Raw genomic sequence first — 22,922 nt, forward strand, 5'->3', positions numbered from 1 at the left:
CTGAATGCTCAGGTCAGAAGCGTCGTCCTGACCCACCAGCCGGGATGTCGCGCCATCAACCTCCGCTCGGCCTTGTGCGCGGCATCGAGATCCCCGAAAAGACCGACACAAGTGGCGCCCGAACCACTCATCCGCGCGAGGGCGGATCCCGCGTCCCTCAGTGCGGCCAGAGCCTCCGCGATGACAGGTGCGTGGGCGATCGCGGGCTGTTCCAGATCGTTGCGCTGCGCGGCAAGCCAGTGCAGCACCGTCGGAACATCCGGCCTGTCCGGGCGTACTGTCATGGGAGCGTTGTTTCGTTCGGATAGGGTCGCGAAGATCTGCGCCGTCGAGACCGCGACCCCCGGGTTGACCAGAACCGCCGGCAGCGCCGGCAGGTCCGGAACCGGGCAAACCACGTCGCCGATACCGGATACATGCGCCGCGCGCGCCAGCAGGCACATCGGCACGTCCGCGCCGAGCGTCAGAATCGCCTCGGGCGGCAGATCGCGATCGCGGCCCAGGGCCCGCAACAGCGCTGCCGCGTCGGAAGAGCCTCCACCGATGCCGGACGACGGCGGCAGATGCTTGTCGAGCGTGATCGCGCCGGTCTCCATCCCGGCCAGCCGCGCCGCGCGTAGAACGAGGTTTTCGGCCCCGGTCGGGACGCCGCCTGCGAACGGCCCGCGCACATCAAGAGACAGGTCGCATGCGGGCGCGATCGTCACCATGTCACCCAGATCCGCAAAGGCGACCAGCGTATCCAGCGTGTGGTATCCATCGGCCCGCTGGCCGGTGACATGCAGTGTCAGGTTGATCTTTGCCGGTGCGAAGCTGTGACCCGGTTCCAGTGGCGCGGCTTCAGCCGTCGTCATTGACCACCTTCAGGGGCTCCGATCCTTCCTCGGACAACACCACGTCCAGCCCGACCTCCAGCTTGCGCCGCACCCTATCGGGATCGGCTTCGCTGTCGGTGTCGTCCGGGTCTATGAAGGAGAGCGCCCGCTTCCACTGGAATTCCGCCTCGCGGTAGCGGCCGACCGCCCAGTAGACATCGCCCAGGTGGTCGTTGACGACCGGGTCGACCGGCATCAGTTCGACCGCCGTTTCCATGTGGCCGACCGCTTCCTCGTACCGGCCGAGACGATAGAGCACCCAACCCAGGCTGTCGACGATATAGCCGCTGTCCGGTCGGGCCGCGACGGCACGCTCAATCATGTCGAGCGCTTCGTCGAGCTTCTCGCGCCGTTCGACCAGCGAATATCCGAGATAGTTCAAGACCTGCGGCTGTTCCGGATTGATCTCGAGCGCGGCACGGAAATCAGATTCGGCCTCGTCCCAATGCTTGAGCCGTTCGTGGCTGATTCCCCGGGCGTACAAGAGGAACCAGCGCGCGTTCGCACCTTCATCGGAATATTGCAGCGCCTTGTCATAGGCGGCGACGGCTGCGGCATAGTTTTCCTGCTGCCGCTGGATGTCTCCCAGTGCGGAATGAACCGGCGCCAGCGTCGGGCGGTCCTCTGCCAGTTGTTCCAGCACCTCGATCGCCGCGTCCGGTTTGGCGGCCCGGCGCAGGGCCTCGGCGCGGCCCATCTCGGCAGCGTGGTGATCCGGGCTTTCCGGCGGGATCTTCTTGTAGGTCGCCACGGCAAGCTCGTATTGGCCGAGCGCATCCAGAAGCTGCGCGCTCAACAGCAGCGAGTCGACATGATCGGGGCGCAGGAAGTTCGCGGTCCGGACATAGACCAGCGCGTAATCATCAGGCGTTTCCCCGCTCAGCGCCTGCCCGATCGAAAAGAACACTTCGGCGATGCCGTCCCTGGGCGATCTGACCTGATCGAACGCGAGCGTTTCGCCCGCTTCCAGCCGATCCGCCACGTCCTGAAGGCCCGGGTCCAGCGTTGCTCCGAAGGATTCGGTCAGAAAAGCCAGCGCATCGTCGTTGCGGTCCAACTGCGACAGGATCTGCGCCCGCGCTATGGCCGCGCCGCGCGACATGACCGACAGGCCGCTCTGATCGTCGGAATAGATCGCCTCGGCACCTTCGAAATCGCCGACCGACGCGAGCGCCAGAGCCTTGTGATACATCGCGAAGCTGCGCAGGCCGTTCTCCTCGGCCACGGTATCGAACTGCTCCAGCGCCTTGGCGACCGAACCGGCCCCCATGTGAGCCCAGCCCGTGACCAACCCATCGACGAGCGGCCCGATGCCGTGGGTCTCGGACTTCCGCGCCAAAAGATCATCGTAGCGCCCGTTGGCCACCAGGTCGGCGACCACGACCATGTGCGCGGCCTGGCTGCGCAGACCGAGATCTTCCATGTATTCCGCGACCGAGAGCGCGCGATCGATGCGACCCAGGGCCAGTTGCGACAGCACCACGCTTTCCATCAGTTTCGGATTGTCGCGATCCCGCCCCAGCGCGCGGGAATAGTATTCGGCAGCGGCGGCGAAGTCGCTCGCGCCCAGAGCCGAGCGGCCCGCAAGATACGACCCCGCGGACGTGTCCATCTGCGCTGCCAGTGGGCTCGACAGGGACAGACAGACGGCTGTGATTGCCGCTACGCGCAAAGATGAAAAGCCCAAGAGGTCGCCTCGCCTTGTTCAGAGTGTTGCCGGAATCTAGGGGCTATGGGGCGCGGAGGCAATGGCGCGCCGTTCACGGCCGCGCCATTGCTGCAGTCATGCCTACATGTTGGGATAGTTCGGACCGTCTCCGCCCTGCGGCGTGACCCAGGTGATGTTCTGGCTGGGGTCCTTGATGTCGCAAGTCTTGCAGTGCACGCAGTTCTGGAAGTTGATCACGAAACGCGGATCCTTTCCGTCCTCTCGCACGAACTCGTAGACGCCGGCCGGACAATAGCGCGCCGAGGGGCCCGCGTATTTCTCGAGGTTGACCTTGACCGGGATCTCCGGGTCGGTCAGCCGCAGGTGCGCGGGCTGGCTTTCCTCGTGATTGGTGAAGGAGAAGGCGACGTTGGTCAGACGGTCAAAGGACAGGGTGCCGTCCGGCTTGGGATAGTCGATCGGCTGATGCTTGCTGGCCGCTTCGGTCGACGCCGCGTCGGTCTTGCCATGGGACTGGGTTCCGAAGAGCGAAAAGCCCAACGTGTTTGTCCACATGTCGAACCCGCCCACGACGAGAGAAGGAATGAGCCCCCATTTCGACCAGAACGGCTTGACGTTGCGCACCTTCTTGAGGTCCTTGCCGATGGGGCCGTCGCGCACCTCGTCCTCATAGGCGGTCAGTTCGTCGGAGGCGCGCCCGGCCTTCAGCGCCGCGTGCGCCGCTTCGGCAGCCGCCATGCCCGAGAGCATCGCGTTGTGGTTGCCCTTGATGCGCGGCACGTTCACCATGCCGACCGAACACCCCAGCAGCGCCACGCCCGGTGCGACCATCTTGGGCATGGATTGCCAGCCGCCCTCGCTGATCGCCCGCGCGCCATAGGCGACGCGTTTGCCGCCCTTCAGGAGGTCGGCCACCATCGGGTGATGCTTGAACCGCTGGAATTCCATATAGGGAAAAAGATGCGGGTTCTTGTAGTTCAGATGAACCACGAACCCGACATAGACCTGGTTGTTCTCGAGGTGGTAGATGAACGAGCCGCCCCCGGCGTTCTTGCCCAGCGGCCAGCCCATCGTGTGCGTCACGGTGCCTTCGCGGTGCTTGTCCGGGTCGATCTCCCAGATCTCTTTCATGCCGAGGCCGTATTTCTGCGGTTCCTTGCCTTTCTGCAGGTCGTATTTCGCGATCACTTCCTTGGACAGGCTGCCGCGCACGCCTTCGGACAGGAAGACGTATTTGCCGTGCAGTTCCATCCCCGGCTCGGTGTTCGGACCATAGGAGCCATCGGGTTCCAGTCCGAAAACGCCCGCGACAACGCCCTTCACCTCGCCCTTGTCGCCATAGACCAGTTCCGAGCAGGACATGCCGGGGAAAATCTCGACGCCCAGTTCCTCGGCCTGTTCGGCCATCCAGCGGCAGACATTGCCCATGCTGACGATATAGTTGCCGTGGTTGTTCATCAGCGGCGGCATCGGCCAGTTCGGCACCCGGATCTCGCCCGCTTCGCCGAGCATGTAGAAATTGTCTTCGCGAACCGGAACGTTCAGCGGCGCGCCCTTTTCCTTCCAGTCCGGGATCAGCGCGTTCAGGCCTACCGGATCGAGAACGGCGCCGGACAGAATATGCGCCCCGACTTCCGATCCCTTTTCCAGGACGACGACGCTGAGGTCGGCGTCGAGCTGTTTCAGGCGGATCGCTGCGGACAGACCCGCGGGCCCCGCTCCGACGATCACAACGTCATATTCCATCGCTTCGCGTTCAATCTCAGCCATCCCGGCGCTCCTTAGCTATGTCGCAGCGACCCTCGCGGGCGCAAAAACCGTTTCGCGGCTGATACCGTTTGGCGGGACCAAGCGTCAATCGAAACACCGCGTCAGAATGTCAGGTGGGTCGGGAAAGGCCAGCGTCAACCGTCCGGAGGGGGCGGCAAAAGCGCCGCCCCCGTCCGTTGGTTCAGACGGTCTCGCCGAAGGGCAAGGCGCGCTTGCGTTGCCCGGTGGCCACAAAAAGGCCGTTGGCGATGGCCGGCGCGACGGGGGGCACGCCCGGCTCTCCGACGCCGGTCGCATGGGTATCAAATCCATGCGGCACGATATGGGTGATCACCTTGCCGGGGAAATTGTCCGAGCGGACCACGTCGTAGTCGTTGTAGTTGTGTTGCTGTGGCGCGCCGTTCTCGAAGGTGATCGAGGAATGCAGCGCCACGGTCATGCCCATCACGGTCGCACCTTCGATCTGACTGCGAATCCGTTCGGGATTGGCGGCAAAACCGCAGTCGATCGCCATGTGCATCTCGGGCACGGTGATCTTGCCGTCGACCACTTTCACATGCGCCGCGCAGGCCACGTAGGAGACGAAACTGCGGTGCACCGCCAACCCGATCCCCTCGCCCTCGGGCAATGCCTTGCCGTAGCCGATCGCGTCGGCGGCAACGTTCAGCACATGCGCCAGCCGCCCGGTGTCGATCGGGAACTCGTCATAGACTTCGCCGTAGTTCCAGAAGTCCTCGGGATAGCCCTCGGCCGCCGGATCGACCTGGCGCGGTGCTCCGATCAGCTCCAGCCACATCTCGCGCTGATCCTTGCCAAGCTCGGCTGCGAGATCCCCGACGAAAGAGCCGATGGCCCAGGCGCGCGGCACGTTGGACACCGCCCGGAACCAGCCGATCCGCGTATGCGCGAAGGCCTGTCCGTTCTCGACGCTGACATTGGGAATGGCGAAGGGCATATCGACGTGCCCCATGCCGTTTTCGATCATGAACTGGTGGCCGCCATCCGGCGCGAAGGTCGACAGGATCGACGGCGCGACCGAGTTGTGCCTCCAGCCGGTGACCTTGCCCGCATCATCAAGGGCAACTTCGATCCGCTCCGCCGACGTCGTGTGATAGAAGCAATGGCGCACATCGTCGTCGCGGGTCCATTGCATCCGGACCGGAGCGCCGACCTCGCGGCTGAGCAGCGCCGCCTCGGTTACGTAGTCCGCCTTGGACTTTCGCCCGAAACCGCCGCCCAGAAGCGTGACGTTGACGCGCACCTGTTCGGGATCGAGGCCGAGTGCTGCGGCGGTGTCGGTGCGCGCAGCATAGGGGCTTTGCACCGGGGCCCAGATTTCCAGCCCGTCAGCCGTGTAGTTGGCCAGGGCGACAGGCGGCTCCATCGGTATGTGCGCCATGTGATCCTGTGTGTAGGTCTGGCCGAACGTGCGCGCCGCATTCGCAAAGGCGGCATCCGGGTCGCCCTGCTTGCGCAGCACCTTGCCCTTGTCGAGCGCGGTGGCCTTCATTTCCTCCATGAACGGACCCGAGGAATAGTCGCCATGGGGCCCGTCATCCCACTCGATCTTGATCTGGTCACGCGCCTGCAGTGCGGCCCAAGTGGTATCGGCCACGACCGCGACACCGCCCAAGGGCGCGAATTTCGCGGGCGGAATGCTGTGGGGCAACTCGTAAACGCCCACGACACCCGGCATCGCGAGGGCTTCGGAGGCGTCGAATGAAACCACCTTGCCGCCGACCACCGGCGGGCGCACCGCGACCGCGTATTTCATGCCTGGCAGGGACACGTCGGCGCCATAGACCGCCTTGCCGGTGGTGATGTCGTGCAGGTCATAGATCTGCACCTCGCCCTTGCCGACATAGCGGAATTCGTCCTCGGACTTATAGGCGATCTCCTCGTGCGTCGGGACCGGCAAGGCCATCGCCGCTTCGGCAAGATCGCCGAAATCCATCATCTTGTCGCCGTGACGCGCGGCATGGTTGGTAACCGTCACCTCGCCCGCATCGACGCCCCATTCTTGCGCCGCCGCGGCCTGCATCATGTGGCGGACCGAACCGCCGATCTTCCGCGCGGCCTGAATGTGGTGGCGCAGGCTGCGCGACCCATCGGTATCCTGATTACCGTATTTCGGCTCGTCGCCCTCGGCCTGCACGATCTTGACGCGATCCCAGTCGGCCTCCATCTCGTCGGCCATGATCATCGGCAGCGAGGTTCGGCTGCCGGTGCCCATTTCGGAGCGGTGCGCGACCAGTGTCACGGTGCCGTCGGAATCGATGCTGACGAAGATCAGCGGATCGTCTCGCAGGCCGTGCGGCATCTGCTCGCCGCCCGTGGGCCATTTGGGAAACGCCTCGCCGCGGGTGGCGTAGACACCCAGCATGAAGGCGGCGGACCCGGCCAGGAAGCCGCGCCGCGACGGTTTTATCACCGACAGCGCGGGGGCATCGACGGTCTCTAGGTACTTCAGCATGGCTCAGCTCCCCGTGCTCGCGAGGCGCACGGCCTCGACGATCCGTTGGTAGCAGCCACAGCGGCAGACGTTCCCCGCCATCGAGGCCAGGATTTCGTCGTCACTGGGTTTCGGATTCTCGGCGAGCAGCGCCGCCGCTTGCATGATCTGCCCGGACTGGCAAAAGCCGCATTGCGGCACGTTGAGATCGCGCCAAGCCTGCTGGACGCGGTGATCGCCATTTGGATCCAGACCCTCGATCGTCGTGACCGACTTGCCTTCGACCTCGGACAAGCGCACCAGACAGGCGCGCTCGGCCTTGCCGTCCACATGCACCGTGCACGCCCCGCAGAGCCCTATGCCGCATCCGTATTTCGTTCCGGGCAGCGTCAGCACGTCCCGCAAAGCCCAGAGCAGGGGCATGAGCGGATCGGCGTCCAGTTCCATGGACTCCCCGTTGACTGTCAATCGTGTCATGAATAACTCCCCGGTCGATTTATGTGGTTGGTCTTATCAATTCGGTTGGGCCAACGGCCGCGAAATACTGGCGAAACCGAAAGGCCACCCACAACCCTAGCACGTTCCGGCGATTCCCCAAAATCCTCCGCCCCGCGGCGATCCGCCGGATCGTGCGCAAGCTCTTGCAATCCGGCGCGGCTTTAGGTCAGGTATTGTGAAAATCATCGGATCGTCCCGGCGCAGCAGCGGCGGGGCGTCCGCTTTTGTGTGGATGGACAGGTATGGAAAAAATCCCGATGACCCCCGCCGGGCACGGTGCGCTGGAGCAGGAACTCAAGCAGCTGAAATCCGTCGAACGGCCCGCCATCATCAAGGCCATCGCCGAGGCGCGCGAACACGGCGACCTTTCGGAGAATGCCGAGTATCACTCGGCGCGCGAGAAGCAGTCGTTTATCGAGGGCCGGATCAAGGAGATCGAAGGCGTGCTGAGCCTAGCCGACGTGATCGACCCCAAGAAACTGTCCGGCCCGATCAAGTTCGGCGCCAAGGTGACGCTGGTGGATGAGGACACCGACGAGGAAAAGACATGGCAGATCGTGGGTGAATACGAGGCCAATATCGAAGCCGGCCTGCTCAACATCAAATCACCCATCGCGCGCGCCCTGATCGGCAAGGAGGAGGGCGACAGCGTCGAGGTGCGCACGCCTGGCGGGGATCGGTCCTACGAAGTGGTCAGCATCGACTATTCCTGAGCGCCCGCGCCATGTCCGGCCCCGAAACCGCTTCCGAGAAGCCTGACGCCCCCCGCGCGAGCACGCCGCTTGGCATTTTCGACAAGCCCGCCCTGCCGGCCGTCACGGGAATAGAGATCGCCGCCATCGCACTGACGGTGATCTGGCTGGTTGGGTCGTTGATCTTTTTCGCGCTGCTGCCCGAGGAAAACTCGGACGGGTTCGACTCGCTGCGGTTCCTTATGACGATGCTGACGATCTTCATGCCCGTCGGCATGATCTGGGTCGCAGCCATCGCCGCGCGGTCGAACCGGGTGATGCGCGAGGAAAGCCAACGCCTGCAGACCGCCATAGACGGAATCCGCCAAGCCTATGTCGCGCAGGCGCAGCGTGGTGCAGCCGCACCCGATCAGGCACTGTCGCGCAAGCTCGACGAGATTGCCGCCGCCGCGCGCAAGACCGAAACGGCGCTGGCGACGTTTTCGAGCCGTCGCGACGCCCCCCCAACGCCCGCCACTCGCCCGAAGCCTTCACCGCCCCCGGCGACGACCGACCAAGGCTCGCTTGCGCTCGGCACTCCGGCTGAGGTGCTCAGCCCACCGCTGCCGACCGAGGATTTCATCCGTGCGCTGAATTTCCCGGAAACGGCCGAGGACAGGGACGGCTTCGCCGCGATGCGACGGGCGATGCGTGACCGAAAGACCGGGCAACTGATCCAGGCCAGCCAGGACGTGCTGACCCTTCTCAGCCAGGACGGCATCTACGTGGACGACCTGCGCCCCGATTTGGCGCGGCCCGAAACCTGGCGGCTCTTCGCCCAGGGCGCGCGCGGGCAACAAATTGCAGCGCTCGGGGGTGTGCGCGACCGCTCTTCGCTGGCGTTGACCGCCGGGCGGATGAAGCAGGACCCGATCTTTCGCGACGCGGCGCATCATTTCCTGCGCCTTTTCGATCGCAGTTTTGCCGAGTTCGAAGCCGACGCGACCGATGCCGATATCGCCGCGCTCGCGAACACCCGCACCGCACGCGCTTTCATGTTGTTGGGGCGCGTCACGGGAACCTTCGACTGACGTCGCGCACACCGCTGAAAAAAGCGCCGACGAACCGCTGTGTCCGGGGAGGCAACGCGGATGGATGAGATGCGGTTCTGGACGGCTTGCTCCAAGGCGCGCAAAGCGTGTGGACGGTTCTAAAGCAACACGCCGATCTGGTTGTCCGGCGACACGGGTGTCGTGCCTGACAGCGGGGAACGCCGCTTGTCCCGCGGCCATTCCCGATCACTAGGTTCCAGCTCTTTTCAAACGCAAAACGGGCAGGTTTGCCCTGCCCGTTTTGTTCGATTGAAAACCGAAGTTTTGACGATGCTTGTATACGGCGTCAGGCCGCGACGTTGAAGTCGATCACCATGTGCTCTCCGACGTCCGGACGCACATCGGTGGCCAGAGCGCGCACCATTTCGATGCCGAATTGCACCGGCCCGACGGTGCTGCGCCAGACAGACGCAGACGCCAGAGGCATCCTCAGCAGCACCACCTCGGGGTCGTCGACACCGCCCTCGAACCAGGCTTCGACCATTGGCGACCATATAGTTTCAAGTCGCTCCCGGTCATTGCTTTGCCCGATCGGGCCGGACATGCAGGCGTAAAAGTCGTCCTTGTCCGAAGTTATGGTAAAGTGTGCCGTCCCGCCGCTGCCGATGGCCCGCACCAAGTCTGTTTGACGCGCGGTGACATACCACAACTCCCGCGTGTCGGGGTCGGCGAAATGCGTCATCGGCTGCATGTGCTGGCCGGACCCCTCGACGCCGAGCATGCCTGTGCGGCATGTGCCAAGCATATCGAACAGGTCATCGGCCATCTTCTTCTGTTCAGCTTGTGTGGCCATGTCACGCCACCTTCTTCATCCAATTGTCGAGCGCGTCCTTGGCCTCTTCACGGGTCTTGCCATAGCGCTCCTGAATCAGGCCTTCGAGCTTTTCGCGATTGCCGTCGGCTTCCGCCAAGTCATCATCCGTCAGTTCGCCCCACTCGGCTTGGATGTCGCCCTTCATCTGTTTCCATTTGCCTTCGATCTGGTCCCAATTCATAACGGTCTCCTTCTTGTTTGCTTCTGCCACTCAACGCCGCTCCAGAGCGTCGGGTTCCGCATGGCCAAAAATTCATGCCCTCTGCTTCAATCCGTCCACGAAGCGCTCGAAGGTTTCCAGATGGGTCGAGTCGCTGATCTCGTCGCGGCAGCGCGACAGGACGCTGCGCAGATGCTTGTCGCAGAGCGGATCGTCCTTCACATATGGAAAGGACGCGCCGAACCCGGTGTCCAGAAGCCGCTGGAAGGTCGCCGGTATCGTCCTGACCGGTCCGCCACTGCGCCCCGCAAGGCCGCCATTGTGGTTGGCGGCAACAACCACCGCGGCATGCAACCAGTTCAGGCAGTTGATCGCCGTGAAGGGATCGTTGATGCCGGGAGACAAAGCACGGGCGATCATCTCGACCAGTTGGTCGACCATGAAGAACAGGTTCTGTGTGTCGCTCGGGTTCTCGCCCAGGGCGAAACAGCCGCGCAGTTCCGGGACGAGTTCGTCGGGCACTTCCGGCCCCCAGATCTTGAGAATGGCGCTGTCTTCGTTGATGAACTCGCCATGCGGCACCGGAACGTCGATGACCCAGTCGTTCTGCTCGGCCAGTTGTTCCAGTCGCGACTTGTCGAGGGTCTGGATATAGCCGCACTGTTTCAACGCCAGCTCGGTATCCGGGTCTCGCGACGGGATCGGGGTCACCTTCTCCGTCTCGTCCTTCCGCTCTTCCGCCTGATCGTCGATCAGTGCCTTGAGATCGCGAATGAGCCGCTTGCCGATATCCGCCGTAATGTTGGACACGTTGATGATCTCGGGAATGTGGTGCACGAAATAGATGACGGTCAGGACCGATACGAGCGTCAGCAGGAAGGCCAGCGTGATGGCGAGATGCGGCACGAACAGGACGCTGTCCTGCAGTGCGCCGCCCGGTTGCTCGCCCTGGATCGCGCGCGCCACGAAGAGCGCATAAACGAAGGTCGACACCAGGATGCCGAGACTGCGCTGGTTACCCCGGTCGCGCATGAAATTGCCGATCAGTCGGGGGCCGAAATTTCCCGCGGCGAAGGACACCGCGACGATGGTCATCGAGAACATCACGCCTGCCACGCCGAACACCGATTGCGAGATGATCCCCATCAACGCGCGCGCGCCATCCACCTGGGTGTCGCGAAGCGTTTCGGGCAGCAACTTGACCAGCCATTCCGCGTTGCGGTCGAGATAAAGCATAGCTTCGGCCAGCAGAATCGCCAAGATGACGAGTGTCGCCGGCAAGAACCAGTAGCTCGCCTGAATGTCCTGGATCTGTTTCGCGATGAATGCGCGGTATGATTTCATGAATCTGCGGTCCCATCATGGCAGGACCGACAATCGGACCTGCACAAGCGCCAGCAGACAACGCCTCCCGACCGGGATCAACGCCTTTGGCACCGGCCGGTTCCTTTTAGGGAACAGAACTGCAGCATTGCGCGTTATCAAGGGTTGCATTGCGCCTCAGAGCCCGGAGCCCCCATGACCGACAAGAAAAACGCCACCAATACCGATCAAGAGGCCGAGGAGATCGAGGAACGGTCCGTCGAAGAAGCAGCCGCACTGTCTCCCAAGCTGATCTACGAGGTGGTGCGCAAGGACGGCGAAGAGGAGATGTCTCGTCCGACCCTGTCGCTGATCTGGTCGGGCATCGCCGCGGGCATCATGATCAGCTTTTCTGTGCTGGGGGAGGCAGTATTCCGCACGCACCTTCCCGAAGGCCCCTCCCGGTTTCTCATCGAAAACCTCGGCTATACCTTCGGGTTCCTGCTGGTGATCCTCGGGCGGATGCAGCTGTTCACCGAGAACACGATCACGTCGGTCCTGCCATTGATGAGCGAGCCCGGGTTCGCCAAGCTGCGCGCCGTGGGACGACTCTGGGGCATCGTGCTTTGCGCCAACGTCGTCGGGGCTTACGCCGCGGCACTGATGATCGCCTTTACTCCGGCAGTGCCTGCCGATCTGATCCCTGCGATCACCGATCTGTCCGCCCACGCGATGGGGATGTCGCCCTCGGACGGATTCGCGCGTGCCATTCCGGCCGGGGTTCTGGTGGCCGCCATCGTCTGGATGATGCCACAGGCCGAGGAAGCGTCGTTTTTCGTGATCCTCGTTTTCACCTGGCTGATCGCGGCCGGGGATTTCGCCCATATCGTGGCCGGGTCGGTCGAAATGGCCTTCCTTCACGTGACGGGCGCCTTGTCGCTCTATGATGCGGTGTTCGGGTTTTTTATTCCGGTCCTTCTGGGCAACATCATCGGCGGCACTGTGATCTTCGCCATGATGGCGTGGGGGCAGGTAAAGGAAGAACTGTGAGGCGGGGGCGGAACCTATGGCGCTGTCAGACGTTTGATCTGCATTCGCGGCCCCGCGCATTTGCGTGATCGGCCGACCTGAGACAGGAGAGACAAAATGTTGGAAGTGACAGGACTGGGCGGAGTGATCATCCTCGCGCTCGACATCTGGGCGATCGTTTCGATCGTCGGATCATCGGCGAGCACTGGCAAGAAAGTGCTCTGGACTTTGCTCGTGCTGCTGCTCCCGGTCGTGGGTTTCATCATCTGGCTGCTGGCTGGTCCGCGGTCCACCGCGAGTCGGGTCTGACACAGACGTAATGTGACAAAGCGAGAAGACGGGCGGCGACGCCCGTTTTTTTGTTTCGAGGCATTCAGACGACAAAAAAGGCGGGTCTGATTGGACCCGCCTTAAACACCACTCCGGCATTACGCCGACTGTTGAATTACTTGCGGCCACTCATCCAGCCGACCAGAAAACCAATGCCGACTGCGATTCCCAGCGCCGTTGCGGGCTGGGTGCGGACAAACTCACTCGATTGCGCCTTGGCGAGTTCGGCCTGTTGCAGGGCCCGGTCGGACACCTCGCGACCAGCGGCCTTCGCTTGATCGACGCGCTCGGACGCAGCTGCGCTGAGCTTTTCGCCTTGGGCTTTGCCCATGTCGGCGATGATTTCTGTCAGCCCGGCCAGGTCGGAGCGCAGGGTGTCTATCTGTTGTGTGAGATCCGCTGTCGTCGCTTCGCCGGATCCGTTGGTGGATGTACGTGCCATCTTCAATCTCCTTGGTCTGCTTCAAGTTTCTCATGCCAACGCAGCTGGGCGGCACATGGTTCCGCGCGCGACGCGGCGTCACGAAACGGGACGCGATGGAACCGTTCTTGGCGTCTGGCGTTCTTTTCGCAGGACGGTGTCATCCAGATGCCGAGAACGCAACACGCAAAGGAGACTACCATGCTCTATTGGGCCCTCACTTTTCTGATCGTCGCCTTGATTGCCGGCGTCTTCGGCTTCGGTGGCATTGCATCCGCCTCGGCCGGGATCGCGCAAATCCTGTTCGTCATTTTCTTGGTGCTGTTCATCGGCGCGCTGATCATGCGGGCGGTGCGATAAGCTGTCTCTTCTCGCTTTCTCCAGAGTAATCCCCTGAACCACGCCAAACGGCGTGGTTCTTTCCAACACAATCAGAAAGGAAAAATCATGAATTCCGCAATGAATGTCGTTCCCGAAACCAAGAGCTTTGCGACCGGCCCGCAGAACACCGAAGCGCTGGCGACAGCGATCGCCAACGTGCTGTCCGACACCTATCGCCTTATGTTCAAGACCCACGCCTATCACTGGAACGTGGAAGGGCCGCTGTTCTATTCGCTGCACAAGCTGACCGAGGAACAGTACGAAGACCTGTTCGCCGCCGCCGACGAACTGGCCGAACGCATCCGCGCTCTGGGTCACATGGCACCGATGAAGCTGGCCGACATCACCTCGCAATCCGTGGTGAAAGACTTGGAGGACATCCCGTCCGCCGGGGAAATGTGCGAAGATCTGGCCAACGATCATGAGCGTATCGCGCACCGGATGCACGCGCTGATCGAGTTGTCCGGCAAGCACCGCGATGCCGTGACCGAAGACATGGCCACCGCGCGCTCGTCCGTGCATGAACAGGCGGTCTGGATGCTGCGGGCCATTGCAGCCAAGTAAAACCACCGTCACACAAAGAAAAACCCCGCGCGCCGCGCGGGGTTTTTTGGTTTCGGGGGTGCCCTTTTCTTAGATCCGCAGCTTTTCGGTGGATGCGAAGAACATTGCCTGGCTGACCGCGGATTGCACTTGGCTTTCCTTGTAGGGCTTTGAGATCAGGAAGGCCGGTTCTGGACGTTCACCGGTCAACAGGCGTTCAGGGAAAGCGGTGATGAAGATCACCGGGCTGTCGCCAAGCTCTGCGAGCAGATCATTGACCGCATCGATGCCCGACGAATTGTCGGCAAGCTGGATATCCGCGAGGATCAGATCGGGACGCTTGTCCCGGCCCAGGGCGACTGCCTCTGCACGGGTACGCCCGATGCCTGTCACCTCGTGACCGAGATCCATCACGATCGAGCGGATATCCTCGGCAATGATCGGTTCGTCTTCGATGATCAGCACGCGCCCAGCGATGCTGTCCTGCATGTCAGCCTGCGCCCGGTCGATGAAGCCGCGAATATCGTCTTCGGTGACGTTCATGATATGCGCGATGTCCGCATAGCCAAAATCCTCAAGCGTCGACAACAAGAGCGCCTCGCGCGTGTTGACCGGCAACGAGGCGAGGTGGTTCTGCGCCCGGATCAGACGGCCGGAGGTTTCCTCTGCCACCGGTGCGCCGCTGGAGGACCAGATCGCGTGAAACGCCTTGAACAGTCCGACCCGCACGGACACATCCGGATCCAGTGCGCCGGCATCCTGAAGAATGGCTTCGAGCGTTGCCAGCGCATACTGATCTCCGCTGGTCTGTGACCCGGTCAGTGCACGCGCATAGCGACGAAGATAGGGGAGTTGCGCCGCGATCTGATCGGAACGGTCGACGTGATCCTGTGTCTCTGACATTTTTTCGCCTTTTTTGCTTTTTGCCGGAACCAACACGCGAGCTGCACGTTTGGTTCCACGTGCGCGCGACATATTTTCGGGAATTCGAAGGACAATCAACCCAATGGCAGGTGGCAAGAACAAGGACGGGACAAGGGCAGCCCGGATCATCGATGAAAATCTGAAGCTGGTCTATTCCGACCTGGTTCAGGAGGACCTCCCCGACAGGTTCAAGGACCTGCTTGCGCTGCTCAAGGCGCAGGACGCAGAAACCTCGCACGACGAAGACAAGAAAGGCCGAAAATGAGTGAACCCGACCCGAGAGATGGGCTGGTGGATCACCTTCCGGCCCTGCGCGCCTTCGCGCTCAGCTTGACGCGAAACGGTGCGACCGCCGATGACATGGTACAGGACACTGTGGTCAAGGCATGGACCAATATCGACAAGTTCAAGCCCGGCACGAACATGCGTGCGTGGCTCTTCACCATCCTGCGCAATACCTACTATTCCAGCCGCCGAAAGCTGAACCGCGAGGTCGCCGATGTCGATGGTGTGTTTGCCGGGAGCGTTTCGGTCAAACCCGATCACGATGGGCGCATGCAATTGGCGGATTTCAAGAAAGCCTTTGAAACCCTGCCCGACGAACAGCGCGAGGCGCTGGTTCTGGTCGGGGCCGCCGGATTCACCTACGAGGAAGCGGCCGAGACCTGCGGCGTGGCGATCGGCACGATCAAGAGCCGCGCCAACCGCGGGCGGGCCCGGCTTGCGGAACTTCTGGAGCTCGAAGACGGCGGCGTGACCGAACTGACCGACAACGCAACAATGGCCGTGGTGGCCGGATCCCCCGAGGTCAACCGGTGAAGGAAGACGCTGGCCACGCGTCTGAGCGGCGCTGGCATCGGGGATTGCGGGCGCGCCTGGCCATGTTGTTGGCGCTGGCCTTGCTGCCGATTGGACTGATCGCCATCAACCAGACCAACCTGCTGAGCTCACAGGCCCGGGAGAATGCCGAATTGGCGCTGCTGGCCCTGACCGAGAAAGCCGCGAGCCAGGAACGCCAGGTCATCCAGCGCGGGATCGGCATTGCCGATGCGATCGCGGCGCTTGCCCTGCGCCTGTCGCAGGACACCGAGAACTGCCAAACATATCTCAAGGCGCTGGTGGACAGCTATCCGCGGTTCAGTTTCCTGGCGATCGTGCCGAAGGATGGTCGGATCACCTGTGCATCGGACGGAAACTCGCATGATGTTTCCCAAAGCGAAGGGTTCTTGGACCATATCGGCGACACCAGCGCGACCATATCAGTCAATTCGAACGCCCCGATCAGCGGAACCTCGGTCGTTGTCATGCGCCAACCGTTTCTGGAAAAGGATGCGATCGCGGGCTATGCGCTCGTGTCGATCCCTCACGCCAACCTCGCGTCCACCGTGGCGGATCGTCCGACGGAGGCGCTTCAGGAAATCATCACCTTCGACGCCGATGGCGAAGTGCTGACCACGACCGGTGACTTCGAAACGGTCGCGGACAGGCTGCCGTCAAGCCAGATCCTCGGGGAATTCGGCTCGGAAGCGACGCGGGCCTTCATCGATACCGACCGGTCGGGACGCAGGAAGGTCTTTGCCGTGGTGCCGATCGAACAGCGCCGGATCTACACGATGGGCGTGTGGGAACCCGATTCGCCCTACACGAGCATTCTGAAGGCGCGAGTTCCGCCGGTCCTGTTTCCCGGCCTGATGTGGTTGATCAGCCTCGGCGTCGCGCTGTTCGCGGTCCATACGCTCGTGATCCGGCATGTGAACAGGCTGGGCCGCGAAATGGCGCGTTTTGCGAGCCGTCGTGAACTGCCCTCCTTCGCGGGGGCGGCGGAACTGCCGAGCGAACTGCAGGCCTTGGAAACGCGGTTTGCCAGCATGGCGGATGCGATCCTGCGCGACGAGGCCGATCTTGAAAACGCGCTGCGTGAAAAGAACGTGCTGATCCGCGAGGTGCATCACCGGGTCAAGAACAACCTCCAACTGATCTCGTCGATCATCAACATGCAGATCCGCAAGGCGGACCACGACGAGACACGCGAGGGCCTGCGCCGTATCCAGGACCGGGTGCTGAGCCTCGCGACGATTCACCGCGACCTCTACCAGACCAGCATTGGTGGCCGGGTCGATGTCGGCGCGCTGATCGAAGAGATCGTCGGGCATGCCGCCGATGTCGGCAACGACAAGGGTGACGGTGTCGAAGTCACGACCGATATCGAACGGATCATGCTGTATCCCGACCAGGCCGTGCCCTTGTCGCTTCTGGCCTCGGAAGCGGCGACAAACGCGATGAAGTATGCCGGCACCGACGACGGTACGCGCACCAGGATCGACGTCGAGTTGAAGAAAACTTCGGACACCACTGTCCGCTTCGTTTTCGCCAACAGCATGGGCGACGTCGATGACAGTGACGGAACGGGGCTCGGCACCCAGCTGATCAATGCCTTCTCGATCCAGCTGGGCGCGACCACCGACGTGCAGCAGACCGACGACCGCTACGTTCTGACCGTGAGCTTCGACATCGCAGCCTTTTCCGAAGAATCCGATACGGCCTGAGTCGTCGCTCCTACTGGGCGGCGAGCGGTTGGCGCGCGAGCTTGCACTGGTTCCACAACTGGCCCAGTGCCTCGACGAGCGCGTCGATATCGGCTTCGGAGTGCACCGGCGACGGCGTGATGCGCAGCCGTTCCGTGCCCTTTGGCACAGTCGGATAGTTGATCGGCTGAATATAGATGCCGAACGCGTCAAGCAGCAGGTCGGAGATGTACTTGCATTTCATCGGATCGCCCACGATCACCGGGATGATATGGCTCGGATTGTCGATATGCGGGATACCCGCCGCGTCCAGCCGCGCGCGCAGCCGGGCGACGTTCGCGTGCTGCCCGCGTCGTTCCTCGTCGCTGGACTTGAGATGTCGGACCGAGGCCGCGGCCCCTGCGGCCACGGCGGGCGGCAGGGCGGTGGTGAAGATGAAGCCGCTGGCAAAGCTGCGCACGAAATCACAGAGCGCGGCCGACGCGGCGATATAGCCCCCGACGACACCAAATGCCTTGCCCAGCGTGCCTTCGATGACGGTCAGCCGGTGCATCAGCCCCTCGCGTTCAGCGATGCCGCCGCCGCGCGGCCCATACATGCCGACGGCATGCACCTCGTCCAGATAGGTCATGGCGCCGAACCGGTCGGCAAGGTCGCAGATTTCCTTGATCGGTGCGATATCGCCATCCATCGAATAGACAGACTCAAAAGCGATCAGTTTGGGCGCATTTGCGGGCGCGGCGGCCAGTTTCGCTTCGAGATCGGCGAGGTCGTTGTGCTTCCAGATCACCTTCTGCGCGCGCGAGTGGCGAATGCCCTCGATCATGCTCGCATGGTTCAGGCTGTCTGAGAACACGATGCAGCCCGGAATCTCGGACGCAAGTGTTCCCAGTGCGGCCCAGTTCGAGACATAGCCCGAGGTGAAGAGCAGCGCCGCTTCCTTGCCGTGAAGATCGGCCAGTTCCCGTTCCAGCAGAACGTGGTGGTGAGTCGTGCCCGAGATGTTTCGGGTGCCGCCCGCGCCGGCGCCGCAGGTATCGAGCGCCTCATGCATGGCGGTCAGCACGCTGGGATGCTGCCCCATGCCGAGATAGTCGTTCGAGCACCAGACCGTAACCTCGCCGGTCTGCGCGCCCGTGAAGCGCGTGGCCTGCGGGAAGGCCCCGCGTCGGCGCATCAGGTCGGTGAAAACGCGATAGTTGCCCTCGTCCTTGAGGCCTTGCAGGCGATCCTGGAAATAGCGTTCATGTGCCATCGGCAGCCCCTCTCATCCGGTTGCCCAAAACCTAGCCTAGGGCCACGCTTGGCTGCCTTGACAATGGTCAAGATGGACGCCGCCTGTCCCCCGCGTCAGACAGTGACAGCGACCGTTACGCTTCAGGTTGCCAATCCGAAGCCAGGGCAACATAAAGAGATCGCCGGATTCCCTACCTATCGCATGAATTGACGGGACAGATGATGACCGAACGCAACGCGGATATCGCCCGAGGATCGCTGCTGCTGAAAAGCATGCCCGAAGAAATCAGCGACGCGCTCCTGAAGGGCGCGACGACCCGAACGGCGGGGCGCGGAGAAACCCTGTTCCTGCAGGGCGAGACTGCGCACGTGATCCATGTGGTTCTCGACGGGTGGGTCAAGCTCTACCGCATTTCGCCCAACGGAAACGAGGCCATCGTCAACGTGTTCACGCGCGGCAGCAGCTTCGGTGAAGCGGTCGCGTTCCGCCATGGGGAATACCCGGTGTCCGCCGAGGCGGTCACCGATTGCACGCTGCTTCAGATCTCGGCCGCCTCCTTCATCACGATGATGAAGGAGCGGCCGGAAATCTGCGTGTCGGTCCTGTCGGCGACCTTCCAGCACCTCCATGCGCTGGTCGCGCAGATCGAACAGATCAAGGCGCAGACCGGGGCGCAACGGGTGGCCGAATTCCTGCTGGACCTGTGCAATCAGGAGAGCGGCAGCTGCGTCGTCACCCTGCCCTATGACAAGGTGCTGATCGCCGGCCGCCTCGGCATGAAACCCGAAAGCCTGTCACGGGCGTTTTCCAAGCTGCGCCCGCAAGGGGTGCGCATCGCCAAGAACCACGCCGCCATAGAGGATATCGAACTTTTGCGCGACTACGCAGACGAGGATCCGGCCTCTGCCTGGAACAAGGCCCTATGAGCGATCTTTCCAAAGCCCTCGCCGCGATCGACGCGGCCAATGCTCACGATCCGGACACATCGGAAGGCGCGCCCGCGGCGCAGCTTTACGGTCAGCGCATGAGCGCGGAACTGACGCGGCTGTTCGCCGACGCCTCCGAACCGCTGCAGATCGCGGCCCGGGGGCAGCATATCGAACGCTGGGTGCTCAAGCGCGCCGACTATCCGCAGGGGCGCGAGGGCTACCTGACATGGCGGCGCGACCTCGCGCGCCATCACGCCAACCGGGTCGGCGAGATCATGCGCGAGGCGGGCTATGACGAGGCCGACGCCGAGGCCGCAGGCAAGATGATCCGCAAGGAAGGCATCAAGCGCGACGTCGAGGTGCAGGCACTGGAGGACGTGATCTGTTTCGTCTTCCTCAAGTGGTACTTCGCGCCGTTTTCCACCACCCAAGATCCGGACAAGATGCAGCGCATTGTTGAAAAGACCGCGCGCAAGATGTCTGCAGAGGGCCGTGCCCGCGTGCTGGACGAATTCGAGCTGCCGGACTCGCTCGCGGCAGCCTTCAGAGCATGAGCGGGATCAGGTAGAGCCCCAGCAGAAGCGCACAGAACAGCGCCAGCGAAATGCCGAAGCCCCGCGCCCAGAACGGCGCATTGACCAAACCCAAGTACCGCCCGAGGATGACACGCGCCTTCAGCCAGGCGAGCGTCAAAATCATGGCCCCGGCGAACGGTTGCACCGTCGTCGGAACCGGGAAGACGGAAATCAGAGTCGATGCGAAGCTGAAGACCAGCAAGGCCAACCAGGCGGTGATCAGGGCGTGGCGTGTCATGTCAGAAGATAGATCACCGGAAAAAGCAGAACCCAGACCAGGTCGACCATGTGCCAGAAGGCTGCGCCGACCTCGATGTTGCGGGGCGCGTCCCGCCAGGCGACCAGCAACAGAATGACGATGCCCGCCACGACGTGGGCGGCATGAAAGCCGGTCAGAAGGTAGTAGAACGTAAAGAACGGGTGACTGTCCCAGCCGATCCCCAGCGCCGACTTGTCGGCATACTCCTGCCCCTTCACGATCAGGAACACGACCCCCAGCACCGCCGCAACCGCCAGCGCGTACCGCGCCTGCATCCGCCGGCCGGCCTCACGCAGGGACAAGGCCAGCGCGGCGAGAAACCCGCTGGTCACCAGAACCACCGTGTTCAGACCGGCGGCCGTGCGATTCAGGGCCGATTGCGCCTCGGCAAAGCCTGCAGGATCGGTCGCGCGCACTGCCAGAAAAGCGGCCAGGCCAGCGCCGAAGACCAGCAACTCGCTGACGATCAGAACCCACATCATCAGATCGCCGGGCAGCTCGTCCAGCACGTTTTCGTCGCTCATGCCCCGACCAGTTCGCGATAAATCTGGGGCAGCGCTTCGGTCAGCTTGTCCGGGTGCGGGATGACGTGGAACCCGCCACGCCCGAACAGGCGCGGGAACCAGGTCTTGGCCTGCTTGTCGATGGTCACGCCAAAGACCGAATGTCCCGCGCGGCGGGCTTCGCGGACGGCCATCGCCGTGTCCTCGATGCCGTGCCGACCTTCATAGTGGTCTAGGTCGTTGGGCTTGCCATCGGTGATGACCAGCAGTAGACGCCGTTTCTTGCCCTGCCGCGCCAGATCGACCGAAGCATGCCGGATCGCGGCCCCGAGACGTGTATAGAAGCCGGGGCGCAAGGCACCGATCCGCTCTTCGATCCGCTCCGACATCGGCTCGCCGAATGCCTTGCATTGCTGGATGTAGACGCGGTTGCGCTTGAGCGACGAAAATGCGTGGATCGCGAAATCATCGCCGCAGGCATCGAGCCCCCAGGAGAGCGCAGCGAGCGCCTCGCGCTCGATATCGATGACCGCGCGGCCCGAAACGGCGCTTTCGGTGGAGCGCGACACGTCCAGCAGGATCGAAACGGCGAGGTCGCGCGCCTGCGGCAGCGATTGCCGCCAGATCCGGTTACTGCCCGCGCCATTTGCGAGGATATCGACCCGCGCGCGCACGACCGCTTCCATGTCCAGCTCATCCCCGTCGAGACAACCGGGCACGAAGACGCGGCCGGGACGCAAAGCCTCGAACTGACGTTTGACATGGTTGATGCGGCGCATGGCGCGCGGGTCCTCGCGAAACGAGGGGACGCAATCTCCCGTTTCGGCGATGCTGTGCAGGACGCGCACGTGGTCGGGCAGATAGGCGCCCGAACGCGCGTCCCATTCGGGATAGGTATGTTGGCCTGCCAATCGTTCGAGGTCGACATCCTCGGGCGCGAGGTCAAGGTGCAACTTGAGCCGCGTGGCCGGGGCCTTGGATATCTGCCCCAGCCCGATCTCGTCCTGGTCGTCGGCGGCCTTCTTGGCATTGTCCGGGTCGTCATCATCGACCCGGCGGTTGAGGTTCAGGAACTCGGCCCAGCTGAGAATCGCCTCGAACTTGTGCAGGATCAGGCTGTCGGCACGTTCGGCCTGGTCGGCCTGCCGCCGCTTGGCGCGGTGGGTGCCTTCGCTGCCTTCCTCGGGCGGGCCGTCAGTGTCGCGACTCTCGACCGTATCGGACGCGCTGAAACTGAGCTCGCGCAAATCGGGCCAGATCGGCACGGGCACGAAAGGTTGGTAGCCGCGCGGCGCGTCGAACTCTGCCGGATCTGCGGTGAAGAGCCGGTCGGCAAGCGGCGAAAGCGGCGCGGTGTCGCCGAGCGCATGGCGCAGCAACGCTTCGACCGCTGCCTCGACGGGCGGCAGCTTGGCGGTGCGGCGCTGGTGCAGCGTCGCAGCGCACAGGGTTTCATACAGACCACGCAGCCCGGGCGCGTCGGCAAGAACGTCGTCCGCCATTATGCGCGCGGCCGAAATTGCGCACATGTCCGCGCGCAGCGGATCGTCCTGCACCTGATAGGCTCCCGCGTGCGCGGCGGCAGCGGTCAGCCAGAGGTAGAGCGCGCCATTGGCTTCGCGGGTGGGGAAAACCGCCAGCCGCTCGGGCAGGCGCAGCACCTCGCCATCGAAACTGGCGCGCGGCAGGATGTCCGCCTCGGCCCCCAGACGACGCAGGAAGCTCAGTCGGTGACGGCTGACTTCGGCACTGACGGGGCGCAGTTCAACCGACTGCGCGCCTCCCAGGCCGCGAAAGAAAACGGCCAGCCGCCCGCTGACCTCGGAGAGGTCCACGCTGGCTCCATGATGCACCTGCGGCGCATCCAGGCGGCTGGCAAAGGCGTGCCACAGTTTCCCGACTGTTTCTTCGGGTTCCCATGGCTCTATCTCGATCCTGCCCAT

25 protein-coding genes are annotated in these 22,922 nt (G+C 63.1%); 11 read left to right on the forward strand and 14 right to left on the reverse strand.

The window, feature by feature from the left end; genetic code table 11:
- Positions 1–8: 8 nt before the first annotated feature.
- The 5 genes from JF290_RS16120 to JF290_RS16140 all read right to left on the reverse strand — a co-directional run bounded on the left by JF290_RS16120 (position 9) and on the right by JF290_RS16140 (position 7,243).
- Positions 9–854, reverse strand: a complete 846-nt coding sequence (locus JF290_RS16120) for a 4-(cytidine 5'-diphospho)-2-C-methyl-D-erythritol kinase (protein ID WP_199025927.1) — start codon at positions 852–854, stop codon at positions 9–11.
- The gene (locus JF290_RS16125) at positions 841–2,487 is read right to left on the reverse strand and encodes a tetratricopeptide repeat protein (protein WP_199025928.1); all 1,647 of its coding nucleotides are present in this window, start codon (positions 2,485–2,487) and stop codon (positions 841–843) included. The genes JF290_RS16120 and JF290_RS16125 overlap by 14 nt, the downstream gene beginning before the upstream one ends.
- Before the next feature lie 177 nt (positions 2,488–2,664).
- Positions 2,665–4,314 carry an electron transfer flavoprotein-ubiquinone oxidoreductase gene (locus JF290_RS16130; RefSeq protein ID WP_199025929.1) on the reverse strand — a complete coding sequence of 550 codons (1,650 nt, stop codon included), beginning with the start codon at positions 4,312–4,314 and terminating at the stop codon, positions 2,665–2,667.
- Between the two features lie 181 nt (positions 4,315–4,495).
- Entirely contained in the window at positions 4,496–6,787 is a 2,292-nt protein-coding gene (locus JF290_RS16135) for a xanthine dehydrogenase family protein molybdopterin-binding subunit (RefSeq protein ID WP_199025930.1), read from the reverse strand.
- 3 nt (positions 6,788–6,790) lie between these two features.
- Positions 6,791–7,243 (reverse strand): (2Fe-2S)-binding protein, encoded by a 453-nt coding sequence (locus JF290_RS16140; RefSeq protein ID WP_199025931.1) that lies wholly within the window; start codon positions 7,241–7,243, stop codon positions 6,791–6,793.
- A gap of 263 nt (positions 7,244–7,506) precedes the next feature.
- Between JF290_RS16140 and greA the strand changes: the two genes are divergently transcribed.
- Entirely contained in the window at positions 7,507–7,977 is a 471-nt protein-coding gene (gene greA / locus JF290_RS16145) for a transcription elongation factor GreA (RefSeq protein ID WP_199025932.1), read from the forward strand.
- A gap of 11 nt (positions 7,978–7,988) precedes the next feature.
- Complete coding sequence (locus tag JF290_RS16150; RefSeq protein WP_199025933.1) at positions 7,989–9,026, forward strand: hypothetical protein; 1,038 nt, start codon at positions 7,989–7,991, stop codon at positions 9,024–9,026.
- A gap of 307 nt (positions 9,027–9,333) precedes the next feature.
- Here the strand turns inward: JF290_RS16150 and JF290_RS16155 are convergent, their stop codons facing one another.
- The 3 genes from JF290_RS16155 to JF290_RS16165 form a co-directional block, all read right to left on the reverse strand.
- Positions 9,334–9,840 carry a pyridoxamine 5'-phosphate oxidase family protein gene (locus JF290_RS16155; RefSeq protein ID WP_199025934.1) on the reverse strand — a complete coding sequence of 169 codons (507 nt, stop codon included), beginning with the start codon at positions 9,838–9,840 and terminating at the stop codon, positions 9,334–9,336.
- Position 9,841: 1 nt separating this feature from the next.
- Positions 9,842–10,042, reverse strand: a complete 201-nt coding sequence (locus JF290_RS16160; RefSeq protein ID WP_199025935.1) for a CsbD family protein — start codon at positions 10,040–10,042, stop codon at positions 9,842–9,844.
- Between the two features lie 72 nt (positions 10,043–10,114).
- The gene (locus JF290_RS16165; protein ID WP_199025936.1) at positions 10,115–11,365 is read right to left on the reverse strand and encodes a DUF2254 domain-containing protein; all 1,251 of its coding nucleotides are present in this window, start codon (positions 11,363–11,365) and stop codon (positions 10,115–10,117) included.
- Between the two features lie 174 nt (positions 11,366–11,539).
- Here JF290_RS16165 and JF290_RS16170 point away from each other — a divergent pair, with 174 nt between their 5' ends.
- A complete protein-coding gene (locus JF290_RS16170; RefSeq protein WP_199025937.1) occupies positions 11,540–12,373 on the forward strand; it encodes a formate/nitrite transporter family protein in 834 nt (277 codons plus the stop codon).
- A gap of 96 nt (positions 12,374–12,469) precedes the next feature.
- Entirely contained in the window at positions 12,470–12,661 is a 192-nt protein-coding gene (locus JF290_RS16175) for a PLDc N-terminal domain-containing protein (protein ID WP_199025938.1), read from the forward strand.
- 136 nt (positions 12,662–12,797) lie between these two features.
- Here JF290_RS16175 and JF290_RS16180 read toward each other — a convergent pair whose 3' ends face one another.
- A complete protein-coding gene (locus JF290_RS16180; protein WP_199025939.1) occupies positions 12,798–13,124 on the reverse strand; it encodes an ElaB/YgaM/YqjD family protein in 327 nt (108 codons plus the stop codon).
- A 180-nt stretch (positions 13,125–13,304) separates the two neighbouring features.
- On the opposite strand from JF290_RS16180, the gene JF290_RS16185 reads away from it, so the two are divergent.
- Both JF290_RS16185 and JF290_RS16190 read left to right on the forward strand, forming a co-directional pair.
- Positions 13,305–13,463, forward strand: a complete 159-nt coding sequence (locus JF290_RS16185; protein WP_199025940.1) for a DUF1328 domain-containing protein — start codon at positions 13,305–13,307, stop codon at positions 13,461–13,463.
- A gap of 87 nt (positions 13,464–13,550) precedes the next feature.
- Positions 13,551–14,048 (forward strand): Dps family protein, encoded by a 498-nt coding sequence (locus JF290_RS16190; RefSeq protein ID WP_199025941.1) that lies wholly within the window; start codon positions 13,551–13,553, stop codon positions 14,046–14,048.
- A 69-nt stretch (positions 14,049–14,117) separates the two neighbouring features.
- On the opposite strand, the gene JF290_RS16195 is transcribed toward JF290_RS16190, so the two are convergent.
- Positions 14,118–14,930: a response regulator gene (locus JF290_RS16195; RefSeq protein WP_199025942.1), complete on the reverse strand. Its 813-nt coding sequence runs from the start codon at positions 14,928–14,930 to the stop codon at positions 14,118–14,120.
- A 103-nt stretch (positions 14,931–15,033) separates the two neighbouring features.
- Between JF290_RS16195 and JF290_RS16200 the strand changes: the two genes are divergently transcribed.
- The 3 genes from JF290_RS16200 to JF290_RS16210 all read left to right on the forward strand — a co-directional run bounded on the left by JF290_RS16200 (position 15,034) and on the right by JF290_RS16210 (position 17,497).
- Positions 15,034–15,216, forward strand: coding sequence for a NepR family anti-sigma factor (locus JF290_RS16200; RefSeq protein WP_199025943.1), 183 nt, complete (start codon positions 15,034–15,036; stop codon positions 15,214–15,216).
- Positions 15,213–15,770 (forward strand): RNA polymerase sigma factor, encoded by a 558-nt coding sequence (locus JF290_RS16205; protein WP_199025944.1) that lies wholly within the window; start codon positions 15,213–15,215, stop codon positions 15,768–15,770. Before JF290_RS16200 ends, JF290_RS16205 begins: the two co-directional genes overlap by 4 nt.
- A 62-nt stretch (positions 15,771–15,832) precedes the next feature.
- Positions 15,833–17,497 (forward strand): histidine kinase dimerization/phosphoacceptor domain -containing protein, encoded by a 1,665-nt coding sequence (locus JF290_RS16210; RefSeq protein ID WP_199025945.1) that lies wholly within the window; start codon positions 15,833–15,835, stop codon positions 17,495–17,497.
- A 10-nt stretch (positions 17,498–17,507) separates the two neighbouring features.
- Here the strand turns inward: JF290_RS16210 and hemA are convergent, their stop codons facing one another.
- The gene (gene hemA, locus JF290_RS16215) at positions 17,508–18,731 is read right to left on the reverse strand and encodes a 5-aminolevulinate synthase (RefSeq protein WP_199025946.1); all 1,224 of its coding nucleotides are present in this window, start codon (positions 18,729–18,731) and stop codon (positions 17,508–17,510) included.
- 200 nt (positions 18,732–18,931) lie between these two features.
- Here hemA and JF290_RS16220 point away from each other — a divergent pair, with 200 nt between their 5' ends.
- Positions 18,932–19,639 (forward strand): Crp/Fnr family transcriptional regulator, encoded by a 708-nt coding sequence (locus tag JF290_RS16220; RefSeq protein WP_328701272.1) that lies wholly within the window; start codon positions 18,932–18,934, stop codon positions 19,637–19,639.
- Positions 19,636–20,196 (forward strand): DUF4202 domain-containing protein, encoded by a 561-nt coding sequence (locus tag JF290_RS16225; RefSeq protein ID WP_199025948.1) that lies wholly within the window; start codon positions 19,636–19,638, stop codon positions 20,194–20,196. Before JF290_RS16220 ends, JF290_RS16225 begins: the two co-directional genes overlap by 4 nt.
- Here the strand turns inward: JF290_RS16225 and JF290_RS16230 are convergent.
- Genes JF290_RS16230 through JF290_RS16240 form a run of 3 tightly spaced genes read right to left on the reverse strand, consistent with a single transcriptional unit; the run spans position 20,186 to position 22,922 of the window.
- The gene (locus JF290_RS16230; RefSeq protein WP_199025949.1) at positions 20,186–20,455 is read right to left on the reverse strand and encodes a nitric oxide reductase F protein; all 270 of its coding nucleotides are present in this window, start codon (positions 20,453–20,455) and stop codon (positions 20,186–20,188) included. The two genes, JF290_RS16225 and JF290_RS16230, sit on opposite strands and share 11 nt — an antisense overlap.
- On the reverse strand, positions 20,452–21,000 hold the full coding sequence (locus tag JF290_RS16235; RefSeq protein ID WP_199025950.1) for a cytochrome c oxidase subunit 3 family protein: 549 nt from the start codon (positions 20,998–21,000) through the stop codon (positions 20,452–20,454). Before JF290_RS16235 ends, JF290_RS16230 begins: the two co-directional genes overlap by 4 nt.
- Complete coding sequence (locus JF290_RS16240) at positions 20,997–22,922, reverse strand: nitric oxide reductase activation protein NorD (RefSeq protein WP_199025951.1); 1,926 nt, start codon at positions 22,920–22,922, stop codon at positions 20,997–20,999. The genes JF290_RS16235 and JF290_RS16240 overlap by 4 nt, the downstream gene beginning before the upstream one ends.

The organism is Sedimentitalea arenosa (assembly GCF_016428585.1).
Classification (GTDB): domain Bacteria; phylum Pseudomonadota; class Alphaproteobacteria; order Rhodobacterales; family Rhodobacteraceae; genus Sedimentitalea; species Sedimentitalea arenosa.